General features: G+C 66.4%; 16 protein-coding genes, 1 pseudogene and 1 riboswitch. Of the genes and pseudogenes, 8 read left to right on the top strand and 9 right to left on the bottom strand.

Translation table 11 applies throughout. From position 1 onward, the window contains the following. Positions 1 to 231 precede the first annotated feature (231 nt). Both ACTJI4_RS17160 and ACTJI4_RS17155 read right to left on the bottom strand, forming a co-directional pair. Positions 232 to 384 (bottom strand): annotated as a pseudogene (locus tag ACTJI4_RS17160) (HupB); the annotation flags it as partial. A gap of 13 nt (positions 385 to 397) precedes the next feature. Beyond that, positions 398 to 2,482, bottom strand: coding sequence for a catalase (locus tag ACTJI4_RS17155; RefSeq protein WP_440870039.1), 2,085 nt, complete (start codon positions 2,480 to 2,482; stop codon positions 398 to 400). A gap of 180 nt (positions 2,483 to 2,662) precedes the next feature. Here ACTJI4_RS17155 and ACTJI4_RS17150 point away from each other — a divergent pair, with 180 nt between their 5' ends. Both ACTJI4_RS17150 and ACTJI4_RS17145 read left to right on the top strand, forming a co-directional pair. Further along, on the top strand, positions 2,663 to 3,373 hold the full coding sequence (locus ACTJI4_RS17150; protein ID WP_392920549.1) for an AraC family transcriptional regulator: 711 nt from the start codon (positions 2,663 to 2,665) through the stop codon (positions 3,371 to 3,373). 85 nt (positions 3,374 to 3,458) lie between these two features. Next, positions 3,459 to 4,853, top strand: coding sequence for an amino acid permease (locus ACTJI4_RS17145; RefSeq protein WP_392920546.1), 1,395 nt, complete (start codon positions 3,459 to 3,461; stop codon positions 4,851 to 4,853). 282 nt (positions 4,854 to 5,135) lie between these two features. Here the strand turns inward: ACTJI4_RS17145 and gcvP are convergent, their stop codons facing one another. Then, positions 5,136 to 8,015, bottom strand: a complete 2,880-nt coding sequence (gcvP, locus tag ACTJI4_RS17140; RefSeq protein ID WP_440870038.1) for an aminomethyl-transferring glycine dehydrogenase — start codon at positions 8,013 to 8,015, stop codon at positions 5,136 to 5,138. 84 nt (positions 8,016 to 8,099) lie between these two features. Further along, positions 8,100 to 8,201: riboswitch (glycine riboswitch) on the bottom strand. A gap of 295 nt (positions 8,202 to 8,496) precedes the next feature. Between gcvP and ACTJI4_RS17135 the strand changes: the two genes are divergently transcribed. Both ACTJI4_RS17135 and ACTJI4_RS17130 read left to right on the top strand, forming a co-directional pair. After that, complete coding sequence (locus ACTJI4_RS17135) at positions 8,497 to 9,720, top strand: multidrug effflux MFS transporter (RefSeq protein ID WP_392920540.1); 1,224 nt, start codon at positions 8,497 to 8,499, stop codon at positions 9,718 to 9,720. 46 nt (positions 9,721 to 9,766) lie between these two features. Further along, entirely contained in the window at positions 9,767 to 10,153 is a 387-nt protein-coding gene (locus ACTJI4_RS17130; protein WP_392920537.1) for a hypothetical protein, read from the top strand. 46 nt (positions 10,154 to 10,199) lie between these two features. On the opposite strand, the gene ACTJI4_RS17125 is transcribed toward ACTJI4_RS17130, so the two are convergent. The 4 genes from ACTJI4_RS17125 to ACTJI4_RS17110 form a co-directional block, all read right to left on the bottom strand. Further along, complete coding sequence (locus ACTJI4_RS17125; protein WP_392920534.1) at positions 10,200 to 12,179, bottom strand: M2 family metallopeptidase; 1,980 nt, start codon at positions 12,177 to 12,179, stop codon at positions 10,200 to 10,202. Positions 12,180 to 12,255: 76 nt separating this feature from the next. Beyond that, entirely contained in the window at positions 12,256 to 13,914 is a 1,659-nt protein-coding gene (locus tag ACTJI4_RS17120; RefSeq protein ID WP_440870037.1) for a phosphoethanolamine transferase, read from the bottom strand. Beyond that, positions 13,911 to 14,648, bottom strand: coding sequence for a phosphatase PAP2 family protein (locus ACTJI4_RS17115; RefSeq protein ID WP_440870036.1), 738 nt, complete (start codon positions 14,646 to 14,648; stop codon positions 13,911 to 13,913). The genes ACTJI4_RS17120 and ACTJI4_RS17115 overlap by 4 nt, the downstream gene beginning before the upstream one ends. 109 nt (positions 14,649 to 14,757) lie before the next feature. After that, positions 14,758 to 16,470, bottom strand: coding sequence for an ArnT family glycosyltransferase (locus ACTJI4_RS17110; protein WP_440870035.1), 1,713 nt, complete (start codon positions 16,468 to 16,470; stop codon positions 14,758 to 14,760). A 137-nt stretch (positions 16,471 to 16,607) separates the two neighbouring features. On the opposite strand from ACTJI4_RS17110, the gene ACTJI4_RS17105 reads away from it, so the two are divergent. From ACTJI4_RS17105 to ACTJI4_RS17095, 3 genes are all read left to right on the top strand, one after another. Beyond that, entirely contained in the window at positions 16,608 to 17,309 is a 702-nt protein-coding gene (locus ACTJI4_RS17105; protein ID WP_392920522.1) for a response regulator transcription factor, read from the top strand. Continuing rightward, positions 17,296 to 18,591, top strand: a complete 1,296-nt coding sequence (locus ACTJI4_RS17100) for a sensor histidine kinase (protein ID WP_392920519.1) — start codon at positions 17,296 to 17,298, stop codon at positions 18,589 to 18,591. Before ACTJI4_RS17105 ends, ACTJI4_RS17100 begins: the two co-directional genes overlap by 14 nt. A gap of 108 nt (positions 18,592 to 18,699) precedes the next feature. Then, complete coding sequence (locus ACTJI4_RS17095) at positions 18,700 to 19,950, top strand: DUF819 family protein (protein WP_440870063.1); 1,251 nt, start codon at positions 18,700 to 18,702, stop codon at positions 19,948 to 19,950. Positions 19,951 to 20,248: 298 nt separating this feature from the next. Here ACTJI4_RS17095 and ACTJI4_RS17090 read toward each other — a convergent pair whose 3' ends face one another. Further along, positions 20,249 to 20,473, bottom strand: a complete 225-nt coding sequence (locus tag ACTJI4_RS17090) for a YbdD/YjiX family protein (RefSeq protein ID WP_068853636.1) — start codon at positions 20,471 to 20,473, stop codon at positions 20,249 to 20,251. Next, positions 20,473 to 22,554, bottom strand: a complete 2,082-nt coding sequence (locus ACTJI4_RS17085; RefSeq protein WP_440870034.1) for a carbon starvation CstA family protein — start codon at positions 22,552 to 22,554, stop codon at positions 20,473 to 20,475. Before ACTJI4_RS17085 ends, ACTJI4_RS17090 begins: the two co-directional genes overlap by 1 nt. Positions 22,555 to 22,757: 203 nt before the next feature. Here ACTJI4_RS17085 and ACTJI4_RS17080 point away from each other — a divergent pair, with 203 nt between their 5' ends. Beyond that, complete coding sequence (locus ACTJI4_RS17080) at positions 22,758 to 23,609, top strand: pirin family protein (protein ID WP_440870033.1); 852 nt, start codon at positions 22,758 to 22,760, stop codon at positions 23,607 to 23,609. The last annotated feature ends 55 nt before the right edge of the window (positions 23,610 to 23,664 follow it).

Below are 23,664 nucleotides of genomic sequence, written 5' to 3'. Positions count from 1 at the left end.
GGTTTGCGTCGCGGCGGATGGTGTTGCATGCGTTGGCGATGCGGCGGAAGTCGAATGCGGTGGTGGGTGTGGCGGCTTAGCGGGTGGGAGAAACGATAACGGGGTGCCGGGATTGCCGACACCCCGTGTTTTGGGGGTTTGCAGGAGCCTGCTTCGATTTGGGGCCATGCGTTAATGAGCGTGGCGTTGGTATCGGCGGTTGTTTGGGAACCAACCCTACCTTTGTGTCTTCTTCTTGCCGCCGCCGTCCTGCTTGTTGACGGTGGCCCAGGCAATGCGCTCGGCCGCTTTATCGCTGCGGCCCTCAGCCTTTTCACTTTCCTCGATGTGTGCGGCCTGGCGCTTCTGCTTGTCGGTGTAGCTGGATTTTTCTCCACGGGGCATGGTGGGGTCTCCTTCAGGCAAGGGTGCGGACCTTCGGTTCACGGGTCCACTGGCGGGTGGCGGCGGCGGTGACAAACCCCTTGGCGTCTTCTGCCTCGACTACACCGTTGTCTTTGCCGACGCGGGCGGTCTTGAGGAGCAGTTGCGCTCCTTCGTCCGCAGCGATTGCCTTGAGGTGGGCCCAGGCGTCGGCGGCGAAATCGATCGCGGCCGACTCCTTTGTCAGGCGCTTGGCGGCGTCGGCGCTCAGTACGATCGCCACGGCGTCAAACACCACCGAGGGCGTGCCGGCAAGCTGGCCATCGGCAGGCTGCAGCCTGCCGTCGCTGAGCTTGCCGCCGCCGACCTTGGGCGCAACCAGCTTGACCTTCGCGCCCGCTTTCTCCGCTGCCTTGCGCAGGTTGCCAATCAGCCCGGCGTCGGAGCCCTCATCGAACAGGATGCCGACACAGCGGCCCTTCAGCAGATCCTTGTTGCGACCGATTACGCGGACTTCCGGGGCCTTGGGCATGTCTTTGGCCGGGGTAGCGGTAGGTGCAGGATCGGGCAGGGCGGGCATCGCCAGGCCATCGGCCACGCGCTTGGCCAGCGACTCGTCGATGTTGCGAAGGTGGCTGACAGTGCGTTCGCGCACGGCCACCGTTTCCACCTTGGAAAGCTCAAACACCAAGGCGGAGGCCAGATGGGCCTGCTCCGGTGCTTCCAGGCTGCGGAAGAACATGCGCGCCTGGCTGTAATGATCGGCGAAGCTGGCCGCCCGCACGCGTCCCTTGCGGCCGTCGTCGGCCGGGGTGGCGTGGCTCGGGAACCCTGCGGCGGTTTCACGCGGGCTGTCGCCCTGCAGCGAGCTGGGGTCATACGCCACCCGGCCCTTGGGGATGTTCATCTGCATGTGGCCATCGCGCTGATGGTTGGCGAACGGGCACTTGGGGGCGTTGACCGGGATCTGGTGGAAATTCGGGCCACCCAGGCGGCTGAGCTGGGTGTCCAGGTAAGAAAACAGCCGGCCCTGCAGCAGCGGGTCGTTGCTGAAGTCGATGCCCGGTGGAACGTTTGCCGGGCAATAAGCCACCTGTTCGGTTTCGGCGAAGAAGTTGTCGGGCCAGCGGTCCAGCACCATCCGCCCGATCACGGTCAACGGCACCAGCGATTCGGGGATGATCTTGGTCGAATCGAGATGGTCGAACGGGAAGGCTTCGGCTTCCTGCTCGGTGAACAGTTGTACTGCCAGCTCCCATTCGGGGAAGTCGCCGCCGGTGATCGCCTCGAACAGGTCGCGGCGGTGGAAGTCGTTGTCGGCGCCCTGCAGTTTTACTGCCTCGTCCCACACGGTGGACTGCAGCCCCAGTTTCGGCCGCCAGTGGAACTTGACGAAGGTGGATTCGCCGGCATCATTGATCAGCCGGAAGCTGTGGATGCCGAAGCCTTCGATGGTGCGCAGCGACCGCGGAATGGTGCGGTCGCTCATCGCCCACATGATCATGTGCATGGACTCGGGCATCAGCGAGACGAAATCCCAGAATGTGTCGTGGGCGCTGGCGGCCTGTGGGAAGGCACGGTCCGGCTCCATCTTCACCGCATGGATCAGGTCGGGGAATTTGATCGCGTCCTGGATGAAGAACACCGGAATGTTGTTGCCTACCAGATCCCAGTTGCCTTCCGGCGTGTAGAACTTGACCGCAAAGCCGCGCACGTCGCGCGGCGTATCGACCGAGCCTGCGCCGCCGGCCACCGTCGAGAAGCGGGTGAACACCGGGGTGCGTACGCCGACCTCGGTCAATACCCGGGCACGGGTGTACTGCTGCAGCGAACGGGTCAGTTCGAAGTAGCCGTGGGCAGCGCTGCCCCGCGCGTGCACGATGCGCTCCGGGATCCTCTCGTGGTCGAAGTGGGTGATCTTCTCGCGCAGGATGAAGTCTTCCAGCAGCGTCGGCCCGCGCGGGGTATCGCGCAGCGAGTTCTGGTTGTCGGCGACCGGGATGCCTTGATTGGTGGTCAGCGCAGGGTGGCCTCCGCCGGCACGCTGGTGCAGTTCGTCACCCTCGCCGCGCGCATCGGCCGAGGGGAGGGGCTTGGTACGTTGCTTGCTGGTGGCCATCAGGCGACTCCGGGAGCGGGCAGGGGTTCAATCCCCGAGACTGGCGACCGGCGCGTTAATCGCCGGTCGGAGAATCCGACATGGCTTGCACCTGCGCTTCACGCCGGGCACCGGGGGCGGAACCGGCCGGCGGCAGGGCGGGTATCCTTGTCACCGTGTCCACCCTCCAGCCGCTCCCGCATGCGCGTTGAACCTGCCGACATCGAAGCCCTGTTCGATGCGATCCCCGACGTACTGTTCTTCATGAAAGATCGCGAAGGGCGCTACACGCACATCAACCAGACCATGCTGCGCCGTCTGGGGCTGAAATCGCGCAAGGAGGTGATCGGGCGCACCGCCGCCGAGATCTACCCCACCGGGCTGGGCGCGGACTACGCTACCCAGGATGCGCAGGTGCTGGCTGGCAAGGTGATCGAGAACCTGATGGAGCTGCACCTGTTCGCCAACCGCGAGCCGGGCTGGTGCCTGACCTGCAAGCGGCCGCTGCTGGTGGATGGGCAGATCCGGGGGCTGATCGGCATCTCGCGCGACCTGGGGCAGAAGGACAGTCTGGGCACCCACTATGAGCAGCTGCGGCTGGCGCTGGCGCACCTGAACGCGCATTACGCCGAAAACGTGCGCATGCAGACGCTGCTGGATATCACCGGGTTCTCGCTGTCCAAGCTGGAACGCACCTTCCGCAGGGTGTTCCAGATGACCCCGCAGCAGGTGCTGACCCGGTTGCGTATCCAGATGGCCGTGCATCTGCTGCACGGCAGCGATACCATCGCCAGCATCGGCCAGGCCTGCGGGTTCACCGACCAGAGCGCGTTCACCCGCAAGTTCAAGGCCGAGGTCGGGGTGTCGCCACGGGCCTATCGCGCCCAGATCGCGGAGCGCGCAGAGGCCTGATTACAGGGGCATGGGCACTGCCCCTATCCCGTCTTCCGGCTGGACAAGGTATGGTGTCGCACCTGTTGCCCGCCAATCGATTCCGATGCCCGCATCCCAGATTCCGGCCTCCGCCGCCGCACCCGCCGACACCCGCCTCGGGAGCTCACTCAAACCCCGCCAGCTGATCATGATGGGCCTGGGCAGCGCCATCGGCGCCGGCCTGTTCCTGGGTTCCGGCGTGGGCGTGCAGGCCGCCGGACCCGCCGTGCTGCTGTCCTACCTGGTCGCCGGTGCGTTGGTGATCATCGTGATGAACGCGCTGGGTGAGATGGCCGCGGCCAAGCCGACCAGCGGCGCGTTCTCGGTGTACGCCGCCGACGCCATGGGCGCCACTGCCGGCGCCACGGTGGGCTGGTTGTGGTGGGTGCAGCTGGTGATCGTGATCGCCGCCGAAGCGGTTGGCGCGGCCGGCCTGCTGGCCACCGTGTGGCCGGTCATTCCGGTACCGATGGCGGCGTTGGCCTTCATGCTGTTCTTCACTGCGATCAACCTGCTGGGGGTCAAGAACTTCGGTGAATTCGAGTTCTGGTTCGCCATCCTCAAGGTGGCCGCCATCATCGGGTTCATCCTGATCGGCGTGGCGCTGCTGATGGGCTGGCTGCCGGACGTGGTCTCGCCGGGCCTGAGCAACTTCACCCAGCACGGTGGGTTCGCCCCCAACGGCCTGGCCGGGATCGGCGCGGCGCTGCTGGTGGTGGTGTTCGCTTTCGGCGGCACCGAGATCGTGGCGGTCGCCGCGGCCGAAACCGAAGACCCCGAGCGCAGCATCGCCCGTGCCATCCGCACCGTGGCCTGGCGCATCCTGGTGTTCTACATCGGCTCGCTGAGCGTGATCATCGCCGTGGTGCCCTGGACCAGCGAAGCGCTGAAGTCGCCGTTCGCCGCCGTGCTGCAGGTAGCCAACATCCCGGGGGCGGCCACGGCCATCACCCTGATCGCGGTGATCGCGCTGCTGTCGGCGCTCAACGCCAACCTGTATGGCGCCTCGCGCATGATGTACTCGCTGGCGCGCCGCCGCGAAGCCCCGGCGGTGCTGGGCTGGACCGACCCACGCCACGTGCCGATCATCGCGGTGCTGGCCAGCGTGCTGTTCGGCTTCGCCGCCACGGTGATGGAGCTGCTGTTCCCCGACAAGGTCTTGCCGGTGCTGCTGAACATCGTGGGCTCCACCTGTCTGCTGGTGTGGACGATTTCGCTGCTGTCGCAGCTGATCCTGCGCCACCGCGCCAACCGCGACGGCACCCGCCTGCCATTCCGCATGGCCGGCTACCCGTACCTGACCGTACTCGGCCTGTGCGTGCTGGCGCTGATCTTCGGCCTGCTGCTCTCCGAAGCCCACACCCGCGTGCAGTTCCTGTCGATGGCCGCGCTGACCGCGGTGATCGCGATCACCAGCGAAGTGGCACGGCGGGTGCGTCGGAACCGGCAGGACGTCTAACGCCTGCAGGATGGAAATGACACGGCCCGCGAATGCGGGCCGTTTCGTTTTCAGCGCCCCTGCAGGCAATCCGTTTGATCACCGCCGGATGTTGTGTGCACCATGGGAATCAGCTCAATGCAAAGGGCCTCGCAGTCTGGCGTTGTTCGCGTTGTGCTTCTTGCATGAATCCATCGGCATCTGGCGCCGAGCAGCAGCCACGCAGGGCGTGGCCCTATGCGTCCTGGTAAACAAAAACGGCCCGCTTGCGCGGGCCGCCTTCGTTTCACCAGGCTGGAGGAATCAAACCTCCACGCCCTCGTCTTCCTTGTACGCATCCACCGGGATACAGGCGCACATCACGTTCTTGTCGCCGTACACGTTGTCCACGCGCGCCACCGGCGGCCAGTACTTCTGCTGGCGCAGGCTGGCCAGCGGGAAGGCGGCCAGTTCACGCGGGTAGGCGTGCGACCACTCGCTGGCCGACACCGCCGTGGCGGTGTGCGGGGCGTGCTTGAGCGGATTGTCTTCGCGGTCCAGGCGGCCGTCTTCGATCGCGGCGATTTCCTCGCGGATCTGGATCATCGCGTTGATGAAGCGGTCCAGCTCGTGCAGCGATTCGCTTTCGGTCGGCTCCACCATCAACGTGCCGGCGACCGGGAAGCTTAGGGTCGGGGCGTGGAAACCGAAGTCGATCAGTCGCTTGGCCACGTCTTCCGCGGCCACGCCGGAGGTCTTCTCCAGCGGGCGCACGTCCAGGATGCACTCGTGCGCCACCAGCCCGTTGCGGCCGGTGTACAGCGTCTTGAAGTGCGGGGCCAGGCGCTTGGCGATGTAGTTGGCGTTGAGCAGGGCGACCTGGGTGGCCTTGCGCAGGCCTTCGGTACCCATCAGCGTGATGTACATCCAGCTGATCGGCAGGATCGAGGCGCTGCCGAAGCTGGCCGCGCTGACCATGCCCACCGGGCCGTTGTCGCCCAGCTTGCCCGGCAGGAACGGGGCCAGGTGCGACTTGACCGCACACGGGCCCACGCCCGGGCCGCCGCCGCCGTGCGGAATGCAGAAGGTCTTGTGCAGGTTCAGGTGCGAGACGTCCGAGCCCCATTTGCCGGGCTTGGCCACGCCAACCAGGGCGTTCATGTTGGCGCCGTCGGTGTACACCTGGCCGCCGTGCTTGTGGATGATCTCGCAGATCTCGACCACTTCTTCCTCGAACACGCCGTGCGTGGAGGGGTAGGTCATCATGATCGCGGCCAGGCGGTCGCTGTACTTCTCGGCGTTGATGCGGATGTCTTCCACATCGACGTTGCCATTGCCGTCGGTCTTGGTCACCACCACCTTCATGCCGCACATCTGCGCCGAGGCCGGGTTGGTGCCGTGCGCCGAATCGGGAATCAGGCAGACATCGCGGTGGCCTTCGCCGCGTGAGCGGTGGTAGGCGCGGATCGCCAGCAGGCCGGCGTATTCGCCCTGCGCGCCGGAGTTCGGCTGCAGGCTCACCGCGTCATAGCCGGTGCACTCCACCAGCATCGCTTCCAGCCCGTCGATCAGTTCCTTGTAACCGGCGGCCTGGTCGGCCGGGGCCAGCGGATGGATGTTGGCGAATTCCGGCCAGGTCACCGGGATCATCTCGGCGGTGGCATTGAGCTTCATGGTGCAGCTGCCCAGCGGGATCATGGTGCGATCCATTGCCAGGTCCTTGTCCGCCAGCGAGCGCAGGTAGCGGAGCAGCTCGTGTTCGCTGTGGTGCGTGTTGAACACCGGGTGGGTCAGGAACGCGCTGGTGCGGACCAGGCCGGCCGGCAGGGCGTCGGCAGTGGTCGCGTCCAGTGCTTCCACGTCGACGTCGGCACCGAACAGCCGGCCCAGCGCGATGATGTCGGCACGGGTGGTGGTTTCATCCAGGCTGATGCCGACCGCTTCGCTGTCGATCGCACGCAGGTTGATGCGGGCGGCGGCGGCCTTGGCGTGGATCGCTGCGGCGTCGATGTCCTTGACGTGCAGGGTGTCGAAGAACTGCTCACCGACGTTGACGCCGGCGGTGCGCAGCGCGGCCGCCAGGATCGCGGCCAGGCGGTGGGTGCGGCGGGCAATGCGGGTCAGGCCGTCGGGGCCGTGGTACACGGCGTACATCGAGGCCATCACCGCCAGCAGTACCTGCGCGGTGCAGATGTTGGAGGTGGCCTTCTCGCGGCGGATGTGCTGCTCGCGGGTCTGCAGGGTGAGGCGGTAGGCCGCATTGCCCTGGGCATCGACCGACACGCCGATCAGGCGGCCCGGCATCGAGCGCTTGTAGGCATCCCGGCAGGCCATGAACGCCGCGTGCGGGCCGCCGAAGCCGAACGGCACGCCGAAGCGCTGCGAGTTGCCCACCACGATGTCCGCGCCCCATTCGCCGGGGGCGGCGATCAGGGTCAGCGCCAGCAGGTCGGTGGCCACGGCGACCAGGCCGCCACGCGCGTGCACGGCATCGGCCAGTGCCTTGTAATCGCCGATGTGGCCGAAGGTGTCCGGGTACTGCAGCAGCACGCCGTAGGCTTCGGCTTCCATGGCCTCGGCCGGGGTGCCCACGCGCAGCACGATGCCCATCGGCTCGGCGCGGGTGCGCAACAGTTCCAGCGTCTGCGGGTGCACGGCATCGTGCACGAAGAAGGTGTCGGACTTGCTCTTGGCCGAACGCTTGGCCAGGGTCATCGCTTCGGCCGCGGCGGTGGCTTCATCCAGCAGCGAAGCGTTGGCGATCTCCATGCCGGTCAGGTCGGCGCACAGGGTCTGGAAGTTGATCAGCGCTTCCATGCGGCCCTGCGAGATCTCGGCCTGGTACGGGGTGTAGGCGGTGTACCACGCCGGGTTTTCCAGCACGTTGCGCAGGATGACGTTCGGGGTGAGGGTGCCGTAGTAGCCCTGGCCGATGAAGGTGCGGAACACCTGGTTCTTGTCGGCGATGGTGCGGATCTTGGCCAGCGCTTCCACTTCGGTCAGCGAGCTGGGCAGCGCCAGCGCGGCCGGCGACTTGATGCCCGACGGCACGATGGCGTCGGTCAGTGCGTCCAGCGAGGCGTGGCCGACCACGTCGAGCATCTGCGCGATTTCGGCGTCGTTGGGGCCGATGTGGCGTTCGACGAACGCGTGGTGGTGTTCAAGCTCGCGCAGGGAGGGGGTGTTCTGGGACATGGCTGGCATCCAAAAGAGTGGGCACGCACGTTCGGAAGCGCGGACGGGGCGTGTCGTGGGCGACAACGGTCCACCGGACCCTGCGGTCTTCCTGGGTGCCCCTCTGTCCTTTTGCCTGAGAGTTTAGAAGCGCGCGGCTGCGTGCTTCGTGCCCCTTCGGCGCCGGCACTGGCCGGTCTCTCCAGAGTTTTGGTGCGGGTGGTATCGGGCCTGAGCGATTACGGGCGTTGCGCCTTCGGCAGCGGGGCTTCAATACAAAGCGCCGCTTCTCCCACCATGTAGCCCGGCGATTATAGCCCAGAGCCCCGCCCATCAACGGCCGTCCGGCACATGAACAGGGGGTGCATACCGCTCCATCACCGGCTGCCGGGCATGGTGCCAGGCAGGCGGACGGCCTATCATGGCCTGATCCTCGTATTCATCAGGCGCCACCGCAGGCTGCGGCCGGCGCCTTCCGTGCGTTCACGCGCGGCCGCTGACGGAAGACCCGATGACACCCGCCTCACCTTCTACCCGCCGCCTGGCCCTGCTGCTCGCCGGCCTGGCCATGTTCGGCCCGTTCTCGATCGACACCATTTTCCCGGCGTTCCTGCTGCTGGGCGAGCGCATGCAGGTCGACCAGGTCGCGGTGCAGCAGACGGTCAGCGTGTATTTGCTGTTCTACGGCCTGATGAGCCTGGCGCACGGCCCGCTGTCGGACGCGTTCGGTCGCCGGCGGGTGATCCTGGGCGGGCTGGTGCTGTTCATCGCCGCTTCGATTGGCTGCGCGCTGTCGCGCGACCTGACCACGCTGCTGGTGTTCCGCGCGCTGCAGGGCGTGACCGCCGGGGTGGGCGTGATCGTCGGTCGTGCGGTGATCCGCGACCTGTACCACGGTGCCGACGCGCAGCGGTTGATGAGCCAGGTCTCGATGATCTTCGGGATTGCGCCTGCGATCGCGCCGATCATCGGGGGCTGGATCCTGCTCGGCGGCGGCGACTGGCCGCTGATCTTCTGGTTCCTGGTGGCGTTTGCGCTGGTGCTGCTGGCGGCTACCAGCAAGTGGCTGCCGGAAACGCACCCGGTCGAAGCACGCACGCCGCTGTCCACCGGCGCGCTGCTGCGCAGCTACGTGCAGATGGGTACCAACCCGCGGCTGCTGCGCCTGGCTGCGGCCGGTGCGTTCAATTTTTCCGGCATTTTCCTGTATATCGCCTCGGCGCCGGTGTTCGTGATGCAGCACCTGCAGCTGGGCGAGGGCGGCTTTGCCTGGCTGTTCATTCCCACCATCGGCGGCATGACCACGGGTTCGTTCCTGTCCGGGCGCATGGCCGGGCGGATGACGGCGGCGCGCCAGGTCGGGATCGGGTTCAGCCTGTGCGCGGTATCGGCGTTGGTCAACCTGGCCTATGTGCTGGCAGTGGGCCAGATCGCGCTGCCGTGGGCGGTGCTGCCGATCTTCATCGGCGGCGTGGGCATGGCGCTGATCTTCCCGATCCTGGCGCTGGCGGTGCTGGACATGTACCCGCACCAGCGCGGCCTTGCCTCGTCGATGCAGATGTTCCTGCAGTTGATGATCAACACCGTGGTGGCCGGGGTGGTCTCGCCGCTGCTCAGCCATACCCCGCTGCACCTGGCATTGGGCTACGCCGGCTTCTTTGCCATAGGCGCCAGCTTCTGGTTCTGGGAGCGCCGCTGCGAACGCCGCCGCGAGGCCCTGGCCGGGCTGGCCTGAGCCGGTGCGCTATCCTTTCCCCATCTGTTGAAGTCCGGAAGTCCTGATGTCGACCACCTCCAAGTTGCGCCGTGATCTGCGCAAGCGCCGCGAAACCGAAGCGGCCAATCGTGAAAAGGCCAACGCGTCGCCGGTGGAGCCGCATGCCGAACTGCGCGACCAGCAACGCACGCTGCTGGCCGGCGTGGTCCGCCGCGATGGCGAATGGGTGCTGGGCATGGACGGCCGCATCGCCGGGCAGACCCCCAGCGCCGCCCGCGTGCTGGCGCTGATCATGCAGGCCGCCGAACTGCATGAGCGCCAGGGCACCCCGGTGCGCCTGGTGTATTCGGATGCGCTGAAAGACGCCGCGCACGCCGAGGCCAAGGCCGAGGGCAAGGATTTCGAGCAGTTCAAGACCGAGCTGGCCGCGTCGTTGAAACCGAAGTCCTGACAACCAACCGCGCAAAAAAAAACCGGCCAATGGCCGGTTTTTTCGTTTACGGAGCTTTCGGCGCTGCCGCCGCTGCGGCGGGTGGCTGCCACCCGCACATCTGGCCCTGGTTCTGCTGCTTGAGCCAGTCGTTGACCGGGGTGAAGTACTCGATCATCGGGCCGGCATCGAGTTTGTCGCCCCCGGTGATTTCCTTCAGCGTGGCCTGCCACGGCTGGCTGGCACCCTTGCTCAGCATCGCCCAGAACTTCTGGCCGGCTTCCTTGTTGCCGTAGAAGCTGCACTGGTGCAGCGGGCCCTTGTAACCGGACGCATCGCACAGGCCCTTGTAGAACTGGAACTGCAGGATGCGCGCCAGGAAGTAGCGCGTGTACGGGGTGTTGCCCGGGACGTGGTACTTCGCGCCGGGATCGAAGAACTCCTCGCCACGCGCCGAGGCCGGGGCCACGCCCTGGTACTTGGCCTTCAGGTCCCACCACGCCTTGTTGTACTGGTCCGGGGTGATCGAGCCATCGAACACGCCCCAGCGCCAGCGGTCGATCATCAGCCCGAACGGCAGGAACGACACGCCGCTCAGGGCCATGCGCATCTGCGCGTTGATGGTCGCCTCGCGGCTTTCCTGCGGCTTGTCGACCAGGCCGATCGAGTTCAGGTACTGCGGGGTCATCGCCAGCACGATGGTGTCGCCGATCGCTTCGTGGAAGCCATCGTTGGCACCGCCCTGGAACAACGGCGGCAGCGGGTTGTAGGCCAGGTCGTAATAGATGTGGCCCAGCTCATGGTAGATGGTGGTGAAGTTTTCTTCGTTCGGCTTGATGCACATCTTGGTGCGCACGTCGCCTTCCATGTTCATGTCCCACGCGCTGGCGTGGCAGACCACGTCACGGTCCAGCGGCTTGATGAACTGGGTCTTGTCCCAGTACGACTTCGGCAGGGCGGGCATGCCCAGCGACACGTAGAAGTCCTGCGCGCGTTCGGTCATCTGCTTGGCGGTACGCAGTTCGGCCTCCCGCTGCGCCTTGTACAGCGCTTCCACGTTCGCGTTGCTGCCGCCGGCCTTGGCCAGCGCGCCGCTGAGGTTGGTCTGGTACTGCTTCTCCAGCGCGGCGGTGATGTCCAGGCTGCCCGCGCCCGGGTACGGCTCAAGCTGATCCCACAGGTTGGACCAGTCCTGCTGCCACATGTTGCCCAGCAGGTGCGCGGCGATCAGGCCACCTTCGGTTTCGGCCTTGTCCTTGCCGTAGGTGCCGTCCAGCTTGGTACGGGCGTAGCAATGCAGCTGCTCGTACATCGGTTTGACCTGTTCCCACAGGCGGTCGGTCTCCGGGCCGATCTGCTCGGGCGGCATGTCGTAGCCGCTGCGCCACATCTGGCCGGCATCGGCAAACCCCATTTCCTTGGCCCCTTCATTGACCAGGCCGACGAAGCGCTGGTAATCGGCGCGCATCGGCTTGGTGGTGGCGTGCCAGCCTTGCCAGGCGTCCAGCTGCTTGTCGTAGTCGCGGCTGCTGGCAAGCACCTGTTCGAGATCGCCGAGCTGGCGGCAGGTGGCCGGGTTGGCTTCATCGGTGCAGTACCTGCCCGAACCGTAAGCGCCTTCCATGCGGCTGGCGATGCGGGTCAGTTCGCCCAGCTTGGCCGGGTCGCGCGGCGCCGGCATGGCGGTCATCAGTTTGAGCAGGTGGATCTGGCGCTTGGTGTCCTCGCTCATCGGCTGGCCGTCGTACTTGCCGGCCTGGGCGATCCAACCATTGAGAATGGTCAGCCAGCGTTCGTTGGCCTTGGCCGCCACCCGCTCGGAATCGTCATTGATGTAGGTCGAGGACAGCCACTGGGCCGAGGTCATTTCCGGGTACAGGGCCTTGTACTCGGCGTTGACGCGGGCGATGAACTGGTCCGCGGTTTCGGTCGGCGCGGCGGTGCCTGCGGCCGGAGCATCGGCCGGGGACGGTTCCTTCTGGCAGGCCGCCAGCGTCAGTGCGGCAGCACCGACAGCCAGGGCCAGCAGGAGCGGGCGGTGTTTCACGGGGACATCCTTGGGTGGTGACAGACCGGCGAAGGCTAGTGGGGCCGCCGCCGCACCGCAAGGGCCACAGGTCCCGTCAGCGCCCGCAGCCGGCGAACAGGTCGCGGTCGCGCTGGTACAGCGAGGTTTTCACCTGCATCAGGCCGAGCACCGACGGGAATATGTTGTCATGGTCGGTGTACTGGCTGGCGCGCCGGCGCACACAGGCCAGGTCCAGGCCGCGGCTGGCAGCGAAGCCGGGCGAGAACCACATCGTCATCGGCACCCGGGTCTGTTCCTGCGGGGCGATCGCGTACGGCACGCCGTGCAGGTACAGGCCCTTCTCGCCGAGCGATTCACCATGGTCGGACAGGTAGATCATCGCGGTGTCGTAATCCTGCATGCCCTGCAGCGTGCCGATGGTGTGGGCCAGCAGCTGGTCGGTGTACAGCAGTGCGTTGTCGTAGCTGTTGGTGATTTCCTGGCGGCTGCACTTGCCCAGGTCCGGGGTGTCGCAGGTCGGAGTGAAGCGGCGGAAGCGGGCGGGGTAGCGCTCGAAGTAGCTGGGGCCGTGGTTGCCCAGCTGATGCAGCACCACCACGCGGTCGCCCGGCCTGGCACGGACCTGTTCGGCGAGTTTGTCGATCAGGATCTCATCCATGCAGCGCCCGTTGGCGCACAGGGTGGAGTGGGTGGCATCGTCCAACGCCTGCATCGGCAGGCCTTCGCACACGCCCTTGCAGCCGGACTGGTTGTCGCGCCACAGCGTGGCGATGCCGGCATGGTCGAGCACGTGCAGCAGCGACTGGTGCGCGCGGATCTTCTTCTCATCGTAATCGTGGCGGCCATAGGGCGAGAACAGGCATGGCAGCGACACTTCCGTGCTGGTACCGCACGAATGCATGTCCGGGAAATTGATCGCACTGGTCTGCGCCAGCTGCGGCGTCGTCTGCCGGGCGTATCCGTTCAAGCCCCAGTTCTGCGCGCGTGCGGTTTCGCCCATCACGATCACCAGCAGCCGCGGCTTGCTGTCGGCCGCGCGCGGTGTTGCTTTGGCATCCAGCCCGATCGGCAGCTTCGGTGCGCGCTGGATCGGGTTGTCGCCGCGCAGCGCCTTGGGCAGGCCCAGCAGGTAGTTGCCGGGCGTGGCCAGGTAACGCACTTCGCGCTGGTTGCGCATCAGCGCCGACATTTCCTGGAACGACAGCAGTGAACCGCCCAGTGCAATGGCCGCCGACAACAGCAGGAAGCCGGCACGCCACAGCAGTGCCTTGCCCCAGCTGCGGCGCAGCAGCTGCACGCGCGACAGCACAACCATGGGCAGCGCCGCCAGCAGCACCAGCGGGGCGATCAGGCTGGGGGTGATCAGCTCGCGGCTTTCCTTGTGGTCGGTTGCCAGCACGTTGCGCAGCATGTCCGCATCCAGGTAGATGTGGTAACTGCCCATGTAATGGGCAGCCATCGCGGTGCCCAGCAGCAGCACGCCGATCATCACCTTCGCATTCCAGCGCCACACCAGCAGGCCCATCAGCAGGCTGTGCGCGCCGACCAGCAGCAACAGCAGCGACAGGGCGAAGCGCAGGCTGCCCGGGTGGGTGGCCATCGCGCTGTGCCAGAACAGGGCGTTGCAGGCCAGCGCGAAGAACACGCTGGTGAGGGCGATCAGGGTTTCGGTGGACCAGGTTGGGCGCCAATGGCGCAGGGCGGACAGCGAAGCAAGGCGCGGCAGGCGCGAGGCGATGGCATTGGCATTCATGCGCGTGCTCCCGCAATGCGGCGTACCAGCAGGAACAACAGCAGCGACACCGTCCAGCAGGTTGCCAGCGTCCACAGGTCATGCGACAGGAAATGCGCGCCGCGCAGCTGCTGCGCGATACCGAACACGCCGCCGGCAACCAGCCCTGCGGCAAGGCCGCGCCAGCGCCACGCCGGACGTACCAGCAGCGCAAAGAAATACAGGCTGACCCAGGCAAAACCGGCGCTGGAATGCCCGGCCGGAAAGCACGCGCCGCGCGGCATGCCGTGCGGGCGGGTGGCGAACAGGCCCACGTAGTCGCGCATGCCGCCGTAGCGCGCCAGGTCCCACGGGCAGTCCATGTTGGTCATCGACTTCAGCAGCGACACCACGCCGGTGCCCAGTGCGACGGCCAGCACCAGATACAGCAGCGGCCAGCGCCATGCAGCGGCGCGTTGGTGGCGCCATGCATGGAAGCACAGCACGACGGCCAGCAGCGTTGCCGCTGCGCTCAACCACTTGCCGCCCTTGTGGATCAGCTGGCTGGTGGCCCATGCATTCTGCAGGAGCCAGTGATGGCCCTCCATGCGATAGAACTGATCGGCCAGCCACTGGTCGCCACCGCCGGCCATGAGCAGTGCGCTGGTGGCCAGCACCGCCAGCAGCGGCCACGCGAGGTGGCTGCGCAGGAAGCGATGGGTGCCGGAAGGGTCATGCGTGGCGAGCGGAAGGGACGCAGCAGGAACGGGAAGCATGAAGTCGGAGCCGGCGGGAAAACCGGCGCCATGGTCGTCAGCGGCGTGTCGGAGACCGGTCGGAGCGATGTTCCCCGCGCGTTAATCGGCCGCGCCGTGCATCTGCGATTCAGTCGCCGTCGTCCACGCCGGCGGCTGCATCCTTGGACAGCTCCGCATGGCAGGCCGCCTTCCACGCGGTGCCGGGCACGAGCCACCACTGGTTGCGGTTGGCGCTGCCGATGTTCACCGCCTGCGCGCGGTCCACGCACGGACTGATCGCCTGTTCCAGTACCAGCAGCCAGCGGTTGTGCGGCGCCTGCGCCAGCCAGGGGCCAGCGTCATGCCATTGCTCGTCCCACGGGCGCTTGAACCCGAAGTCGGTCACCGGCCGGTCGGCCTGCAGCAGGTTCTGCTCGCGCCAGGCGAGTGCGCCCAGCTCGGCCGACGGGCCGATCCGCTCGCCCACCTCGTGCATCAGCGCGGACGACGAGCTGTAAGGCCCCAACGCAGGCATCAGGCCCCAGCCATGCAGGTTCCACAGCAACAACGTGGTCAGCACCGCGAGCGCGCCGGCACGCCGCTGGCGCAGCCATGCGGCCAGCAGCAGCACCACGACGCCGAAGCCGAGCAGCCAGCCGCCCAGCACCGGCAGCAGGGTCTGCGGCATGCCGCGCCGGGCCAGCTGTGCATGCGCCCAGGCGCCGTCCCCAAGCAACTGCGCGCCGATGCCCAGCGCCGCCACGCCCAGTACCAGGACGTAGGCCAGCAGCAGCCAGCGCGGGCCCGGGCGGCGCAGCAGGCCGGGCAGCAGCGGCGCGGCGGCCACGCACAGTGCCGGCAGCATCGGGAAGATGTAGACCTCGCGTTTTCCGGGGCTGGCAGTGAAGAACAGCAGCACCAGCAACGCCCAGCCCAGCAGCAGCCACCAGCGGCCATCGCCCCGGCGCAGGCGCCGCCACCAGCCCGGCAGCAGCGCGGGCAGCAGCAGGCTGCCCGGCAGCCACAGCGTGGCAATCACCTGCAGGTAGTACCAGGCCGGCTGCACGTGGTGCCAGGCATTGGCATAGCGGGTGCCGGTCTGCTTGAACAGCAGTTCGCGGGCATAACCCTGCAGCTCGGGCGAGGGATCATTGAGCAGTGCGATCCCAAGTGGGCCCAGCCACACGGCGGTGCCGAGCAGAAAGGCGGGTATCAGCCACAACAGGGACCGCGCGCGGGGCAGGGCAGTGCCAGGCCGCGGGTGGCCCTGCCAGCGCCACAGCGCCCACGGCAGCAGCACCAGCAGTGGCAGGAAGCCCACGCCCTTGGTGACCGTGCCGAGACCGGCGGCGATGCCGGCCACCCACAGCATCGGCGTGTTCGGCCGTTCCAGCAGGTGGCGCAGCAGCGCCCACAGCGACAGGGTGGTGAGCGCAACCAGCACCATGTCGATCTGCGCGCGCTTGGCCATCAGCCCGAACTGCAGGCAGCTGGCCAGGGCCAGCACCGCCCACCACGCGATGCGCCGGTTCCACAGGCGCCGGGCCAGGTCCCCGCTCAGCCACAGCGTGGCCAGCGCGGCCAGCAACGAGGGCAGCAGGAAGGCCAGGTTCCAGTGGCCGATCAACTGGTAGGTGGCCGCCTGGATCCACATGAAAACCGGCGGTTTTTCGGCGTAGAGTTCGCTGCCCCGGTGCGGCAGCAGCCACTGCCCGGTCTCGACCATGGCCCGTGCGGCCAGCACGAAACGGGGTTCATCCGGCGGGGTAGGGGCGCGCAGGCCGATTCCCGCCGCAAGGGCCAGCAACAGGGCAAGGCAGGTGAGCAGGTGCCACCGATGGCGCGTCAATTGTGTCGGCAAGGAGGGCACGGAGTTCCCGGAAGAGCAGGCACTTTCGCCGAAGCAATGTAAGAAAAGCGTCGAATCGGGGCAATTGCGACTGGATTCCGACATTCCCGGGGCTACCATGGCGGCCATCACCCCCGAGTTCCGGACGCATGCGGCTCCTGGTCATCGAAGACAACCGCCAACTGGTCGCCAACCTGTTCGAGTATTTCGAAGCGCGTGGTCACGTCCTCGACGTCGCCCCCGATGGCGTCACCGGCCTGCACCTGGCCGCGACCCAGAACTACGACGCGCTGATCCTGGACTGGATGCTGCCGCGCATGGAAGGGCCGGACGTATTGCGCCGCCTGCGCGTCGAACACGGCTCGGAAGTGCCGGTGATCATGCTCACCGCGCGCGACGATCTGCCCGACAAGATCGCCGGCTTCCGCGCCGGTGCCGACGACTACCTGACCAAGCCCTTCGCCCTGCCCGAACTTGAAGTCCGCCTGGAAGCGCTGCGCGTGCGCGCGCAGGGGCGCAACCCGCGCAAGGTGCTGGAAGTGGCCGACCTCACCCTGGACCTGGCCACGCTGGAGGCGCAGCGCGATGGGCAGGCCCTGCACCTGTACCCGGCCTGCCGCAAACTGCTGGAAGTGCTGATGCGTGCCAGCCCGGCGGCAGTCACCCGCCAGCAGCTGGAATTCGCGCTGTGGGGCGATGAATTGCCTGACGGCGACCTGCTGCGCTCCCATATCTACGAACTGCGCCGCAGCGTGGACGGCCCGTTCCAGCGCAAGCTCATCCACACCCTGCCACGCGTGGGCTATCGGCTGGGCGCGGCAGCCGCTGAAGGCGCCGATGAAACTGCGTAAGCCTGCGCCGCTGCATCGGCGGCTGGTGTGGTGGCTGCTGGGCTACCTGGCGATGATCTCGCTGGCAGTGTTCAGCGTCGGCAACTACGTGCACGAACACGCCGAGCACTCGGCGTGGCGCGCGCTGCTCAACTCCGAACTGGACAGCATTGTCAGCCACATCGAACACGAACCGCACTACCGCTGGCAGGACTCGGACACCCTGCGCCTGTTTACGGTCGATGACAGTCCCGAGCTTCCGCCGATCCTGCGCACCCTGCACCCGGGGCTGCATGACGGCGTCGAGATCGCCGGTCGGGCCAGCGCGGTGATGGTGCGCGACACCCCCGGGCAGGGCCGTCTTGCACTGGTGCTGGACATCAACGACTTCCACGACCTGGAAGAATTCGCCACCCGCTGGGTGATGCTGGCCAGCGTGGTGATGATCGTGGTGACGGTGGTGATGGCCTCGTTTGGTGTCAGCCGCCTGGTCAGCCCGCTGCGCTCGCTGGCCCGTCATATCGACGGCCTCAAGCCCGGCGTCCCCGGGCAGCGTGTCGAGGTTGATCCGCGCGGCAGTTCCGAGTTGTACGTCATCGCCGCCGCGCTCAACGACTACCTGGCCCGCAACGAACAGTTCGTCGAACGCGAACGGGTCTTCATCAGCACCGCCAGCCATGAACTGCGCACCCCCATCGCGGTGATCACCGGCGCGGCCGAACTGGCGCTGGAGCAGCCTGCGCTGCCGGACCGCGCGCGCCAGCAGATGCAGCGCGTCCATCGCACTGCCCAAGGCGTGGAACAGCTGATCCAACTGCTGCTGGTGCTTGCGCGCGAACCGGCGCGCCTGGCCGCGTTGAAGGAGCGCATCCCGCTGCACCAGCTGGTGCCGGACATCATCGAAGACCACCGCCACCTGATGGGCGACAAGGACCTGCAGATCGCCGTGCAGGGTCTGGCCAACGTGGACATCATCGCGCCATTGGGCGTGGTCCAGGCCGCCATCGGCAACCTGCTGCGCAATGCCATCGAGAACAGCGGCCGCGGCACCATCACCATCAACGTATCCGAACGTGCCGTGGTCACCCTGCAGGACCCGGGCGAAGGCATGAGCCCGGAAGAAATCGCCGCGGTCTACGCACGCCTGGCCCGCGGTGATCGCAACGGGCAGAGCGGCATCGGCCTGGAACTGATCAGCCGCCTGTGCGAACACCTCGGCTGGGCACTCACCATCGAACAGAGCGAACCGCGTGGAACGCGCGTCATCCTCGATCTGAGCGCATCGCTGCCCGGGCACAGCTAGCCATTGCGCGGCAGCGCAACGTGGCGCGAAGCAGGGACAATGTTAAGCTCAGGAAAGCGTCGCCTCATGCGGCGCTTTTTTTTGCCCTTTCGATCGACAGAGGATCGCATGCCGACCGAACCCAGTACTGCCCTCATCACCAACGACATTGTGGGCCTTGGCCTTATCGCTGCCACCCTGGCCTTGATTTTCTGGGCCGCCAGCGGCCCGACCCCATTGCTGAAGAAAATCTTCGCGTGGGTTCCCGCATTGCTGCTGTGCTACTTCATCCCGGCCATCTACAACACCGCCGGCGTCATCGACGGGCACAACACCGCCCTCTACAACCCCATCGCCCGCGACGTGCTGCTGCCCGCCGCCCTGGTCCTGCTCACCCTTTCCATCGACCTCAAGGGTATCCTCAAGCTCGGCCCCAAACTGCTCATCGTGTTCTGCGCCGGCACCTTCGGCATCATGCTCGGCGCCGTGGTTTCCTTCCAGATGATGTCCTGGATCCACCCCGAAACCATGGCCGGCGATACCTGGGCCGGCATGGCCGCACTGGCCGGCAGCTGGATCGGTGGCGGCGCCAACATGGTCGCCATGCGCGAAGTATTCGGCACCGACGCCACCACCTTCGGCCAGTTCGCTGTCGTCGACGTCGCCTGCGCCAGCCTGTGGATGGCCGTCCTGCTGTTCCTTGCCAACCGCGCCACCCAGATCGACACCCGCAACGGTGCCGACACCCGCGCCATCGACGAAATGAAAGCGCGCATCAGTGCCTACGAGGCCCAGAACGCCCGCATTCCCAGCCTCACCGACCTCATGCTGATCGTCGGCGTCGCCCTCGGTGGCGTCGGCCTTGCCCACGCCATCGCCGCCCCGCTGAGCGCCTGGTTCAAAGCCAACATCAGCTGGGCCAGCCAGTTCAGCCTCGACAGCGCCTTCGTCTGGGTGGTCCTGCTTTCCACCCTGGTGGGCCTGGGCCTGAGCTTCACCCGTGCACGCAGGCTCGAATCGGCAGGCGCATCCCGCCTGGGCACCGTGTTCCTGTACTTCCTCATCGCCTGCATCGGCATGCAGATGAACCTGCTGTCCCTGCTGGATCGCCGGTGGCTGTTCCTGCTCGGCGTGATCTGGATGCTCACCCACATCCTGGTGCTGTGGACCGTCGCCAAGCTGGTCAAGGCGCCGTTGTTCTTCTTCGGCATCGGCTCGATGGGCAACATTGGCGCAGCCGCATCAGCACCAGTGGTGGCAGCGGCGTTTCATCCGAGCCTGGCGCCAGTCGGTGTGTTGCTGGGCACCGTTGGTTACGCCACCGGAACCGGTTTGGCGTATGTAACCGGCTTGATTCTTAAATGGATGGCCGGAGCATAACGACACCATCAGCATCGCGAGGGCCGGCCAACGGCCGGCGCTACCGCTTTTCCGTTCCGTCATCTGGAAACTGTGGATGGCGGGGCGGCGGTGGGGGTGCGGGACTGTAGAAAACATGGATGTTTTCTACAAGCCCCCATGGATGGGTTCACGGCGTGTCCCGCACCCCCACCGTCGGCCCGCCATTGCCGATAGGAATGCACAGCCAAAGAAAAGGCGGCGCGAATGCGCCGCCTTTTCGGTTTTGAAGCCGTCCCGACCAACGGTCGAGACCTACCGTTTCAAGAGAACAACCGTTTCAACAGCAGCGACCGCCGTTACGGCCGCCGTAACGCGCTTCCTGACGCTCGCGGAAGAACGTCTTGTAGTCCATCGGCGTGCGGTCCGGATGTTTCTCCAGCACGTGCCGCACGTAGTTGTCGTAATCAGGAATCCCGCAGCACAGACGTGCGGTCTGCACCAGGCGCCGCCAGATGCGGCGGTGCGCCTGGTACTGCCCGACCGGAACCAGACCCGTACTCATCACAGGTCCGCCATCTGGTGCGGCTGCAGCGCCACGTATTCCGTCTCACGGTCCGTGCGTTGCGGCGTACGACGGGCCACCACGATCGTCTTGATCGCATAGGCCAGGATCGAGAACACCACGAACAGGAACAGCACCGTCAGACCCGTGTTCACATACGCGTTCACCACGATCTGCTGCATCTGCCCCACCGACTTGGCCGGTGCCGTGATCGTGCCACTGGCGATCGCATCCTGGAACTTGTGCGCCTGTGCCAGGAAGCCCTGCGCCGGATTGCTGTCGAAGATCTTGATCAGCCCCGCATACGTCGTGCAGATCAGCAGCCATACCGCTGGCACCGCCGTCACCCACGCATAGCGGTCACGCTTCATCTTGAACAGCACCACCGTGCCCAGCATCAGCGCGATACCCGCCAGCATCTGGTTCGAGATGCCGAACAGCGGCCACAGCGTCTGGATGCCACCGAACGGATCCACCACGCCCGTGTACAGCAGGTAGCCCCACAGCGCAACGCAACCTGCCGTCGCGATGATGTTCGCCGTCCACGATTCGGTCTTCTTCAGCGCCGGGATGAAATTGCCCAGCAGGTCCTGCAGCATGAAGCGGCCCGCACGCGTACCCGCATCCACCGCCGTCAGGATGAACAGCGCCTCGAACAGGATCGCGAAGTGGTACCAGAACGCCATCATCGCGTTGCTGCCGCTGGGAATGGCCTGGTGCAGGATCTGCGCGATACCGACCGCCAGCGTCGGCGCGCCACCGGCACGGTGCAGGATCGTCGGCTCGCCAATCGCCGCCGCCGTCGCCTCCAGCTGCTCCGGCGTGATCGTGAAGCCCCACGTCGTGGTGATGTAATGCGCCGCCGAGACCGCATCGGCGCCAATCACCGCCGCCGGGCTGTTCATCGCGAAGTAGATGCCCGGATCGATGATCGATGCCGCCACCAGCGCCATCACCGCCACGAACGATTCCATCAGCATGCCGCCGTAACCGATGTAGCGCATGTGGCGCTCATTGGCCAGCAGCTTGGGCGTGGTACCCGAGGCGATCAGCGCATGGAAGCCCGACACCGCACCACACGCGATGGTGATGAACAGGAACGGGAACATCCCGCCCTTCCACACCGGACCATCGCCGCTGGCCGCGAACTGGGTCAGCGCCGGCATCTTCAGCTCCGGCATCACGATCAGGATGCCGATCGCCAGCGCTACGATCGTGCCGATTTTCAGGAACGTCGACAGGTAATCGCGCGGTGCCAGAAGCAGCCACACCGGCAGCACCGATGCCACGAAGCCGTAGCCGATCAGCATCCACGTGATCTGGATCCCGGTGAAGGTGAAGGCGGGGCCCCAGACCGGGTCTGCCGCCACCTTGCCGCCGTACCAGATCGCCAGCAGCAGCAGGATCAATCCCACCACCGAAATCTCGCCGATCTTGCCCGGCCGGATGTAGCGCATGTAGATGCCCATCAGGATCGCGATGGGCATCGTCGCAATCACCGTGAACATGCCCCACGGGCTTTCCGCCAGTGCCTTCACGACCACCATCGCCAACACCGCCAGGATGATGATCATGATCAGGAAGGCGCCAAACAACGCGATGGTGCCGGGCACCTGGCCCATTTCCTCGCGCACCAGGTCACCCAGTGAACGCCCGTTGCGGCGGCTGGAAATGAACAGGATCATGAAGTCCTGCACCGCGCCGGCCAGCACCACGCCCACCACCAGCCACAGCAAGCCCGGCAGGTAGCCCATCTGCGCCGCCAGCACCGGGCCTACCAGCGGCCCTGCACCGGCGATGGCCGCGAAGTGGTGGCCGAACAGCACGTGCTTGTTGGTCGGCACGTAGTCCAGGCCATCATTGTTGATCACTGCCGGGGTGGCCCGGGTGGGATCGAGCTGCATCACCTTGTCGGCAATGAACAGGCTGTAGAAGCGATACGCGATGAGGTAGATGGAGACTGCGGCGACCACGATCCACAGCGCGTTGATGTGTTCGCCCCGCCGCAATGCGACGGTGCCAAGACAGAATGCGCCGAGCAGCGCGAGCGCCGCCCAACCCAGCTTGGAAAAACCTTTCATGAGATTGCGTCTCCCTGAAGAACTCCGTAAGGGTCCGCCCTGGCAGTGACCGGGTCAATGCGCGTGCGGAGGCTTGCCGCTAGTACTTTGGTCGTACACGGGTACGAAACACCACGCTTGGAACAATCGGTTGCGGGCATGACGGTTGGCGCCTCCGGGCGCCGCGCCCATCTTGTACCCAGTATCCTCTTGCCGGAGTCAACATGAGCAGCCCAACCCCGGTGCGCGTGACGCGCACCATCCGTGGCATGGCCACCTCCGACGGCGCCGGCGTGCGCCTGACCCGGGTGATCGGCGGCCCCTCGCTCCCCGACCTGGACCCGTTCCTGCTGCTGGATGAATTCGGTACCGACCGCGCCGAAGACTACATTGCCGGCTTCCCCAGCCACCCGCATCGCGGCTTCGAGACCGTGACCTACATGCTTGATGGGCGCATGCGGCACAAGGACAACCACGGCAACGAAGGCCTGCTCACCCCGGGCAGCGTGCAGTGGATGACCGCCGGCCGTGGCCTGGTGCATTCGGAAATGCCCGAGCAGGAATCGGGGCAGATGCGCGGCTTCCAGTTGTGGGTGAACCTGCCGGCGCGCGACAAGATGACCGACCCGAAGTACCAGGAATTCGCGCCGGACCGCATTCCGGTGGCGCAGCCTGCGCCGGGCGTGCAGGTCAAGGTGATCGCGGGGCAGGTGGGCGACACGGTCGGCCCGATCGTGCAGCCGGCGACCGATCCGCTGTACCTGGACGTGCAGCTGGACGCAGGGACGGCGTGGGACTACGTGCTGCCGGAAGGGCATAACGCCTTCGCCTATGTGTTCGAAGGCGGGCTGACGATTGGCGACGGTGATGACGCGCGGCCCGTTGACCGGCAGGAAATGGCGGTGCTCGGAGGCGGCGAACTGCTGCAGCTGCGCGCCGCCGCAGGGGGGGCGCGATTGATTCTGGTCGCCGGCAGGCCGCTGCGCGAGCCGGTCATGCGCCATGGTCCGTTCGTGATGAACACCAGGCAGGAACTGATGCAGGCCTTCGTGGATTTCCAGGAAGGCCGGTTCTGAAACACGCTGGTGCCGGCCCTTTGTCCGTCCCCGCGATCGGTGTGCCTGCCAACGG

It is taken from the genome of Stenotrophomonas sp. 22385 (genome assembly GCF_052045085.1).
GTDB lineage: Bacteria > Pseudomonadota > Gammaproteobacteria > Xanthomonadales > Xanthomonadaceae > Stenotrophomonas.
Note: the sequence above shows the minus strand (reverse complement) of the source record. Positions and strands in the feature narration are given on the sequence as shown.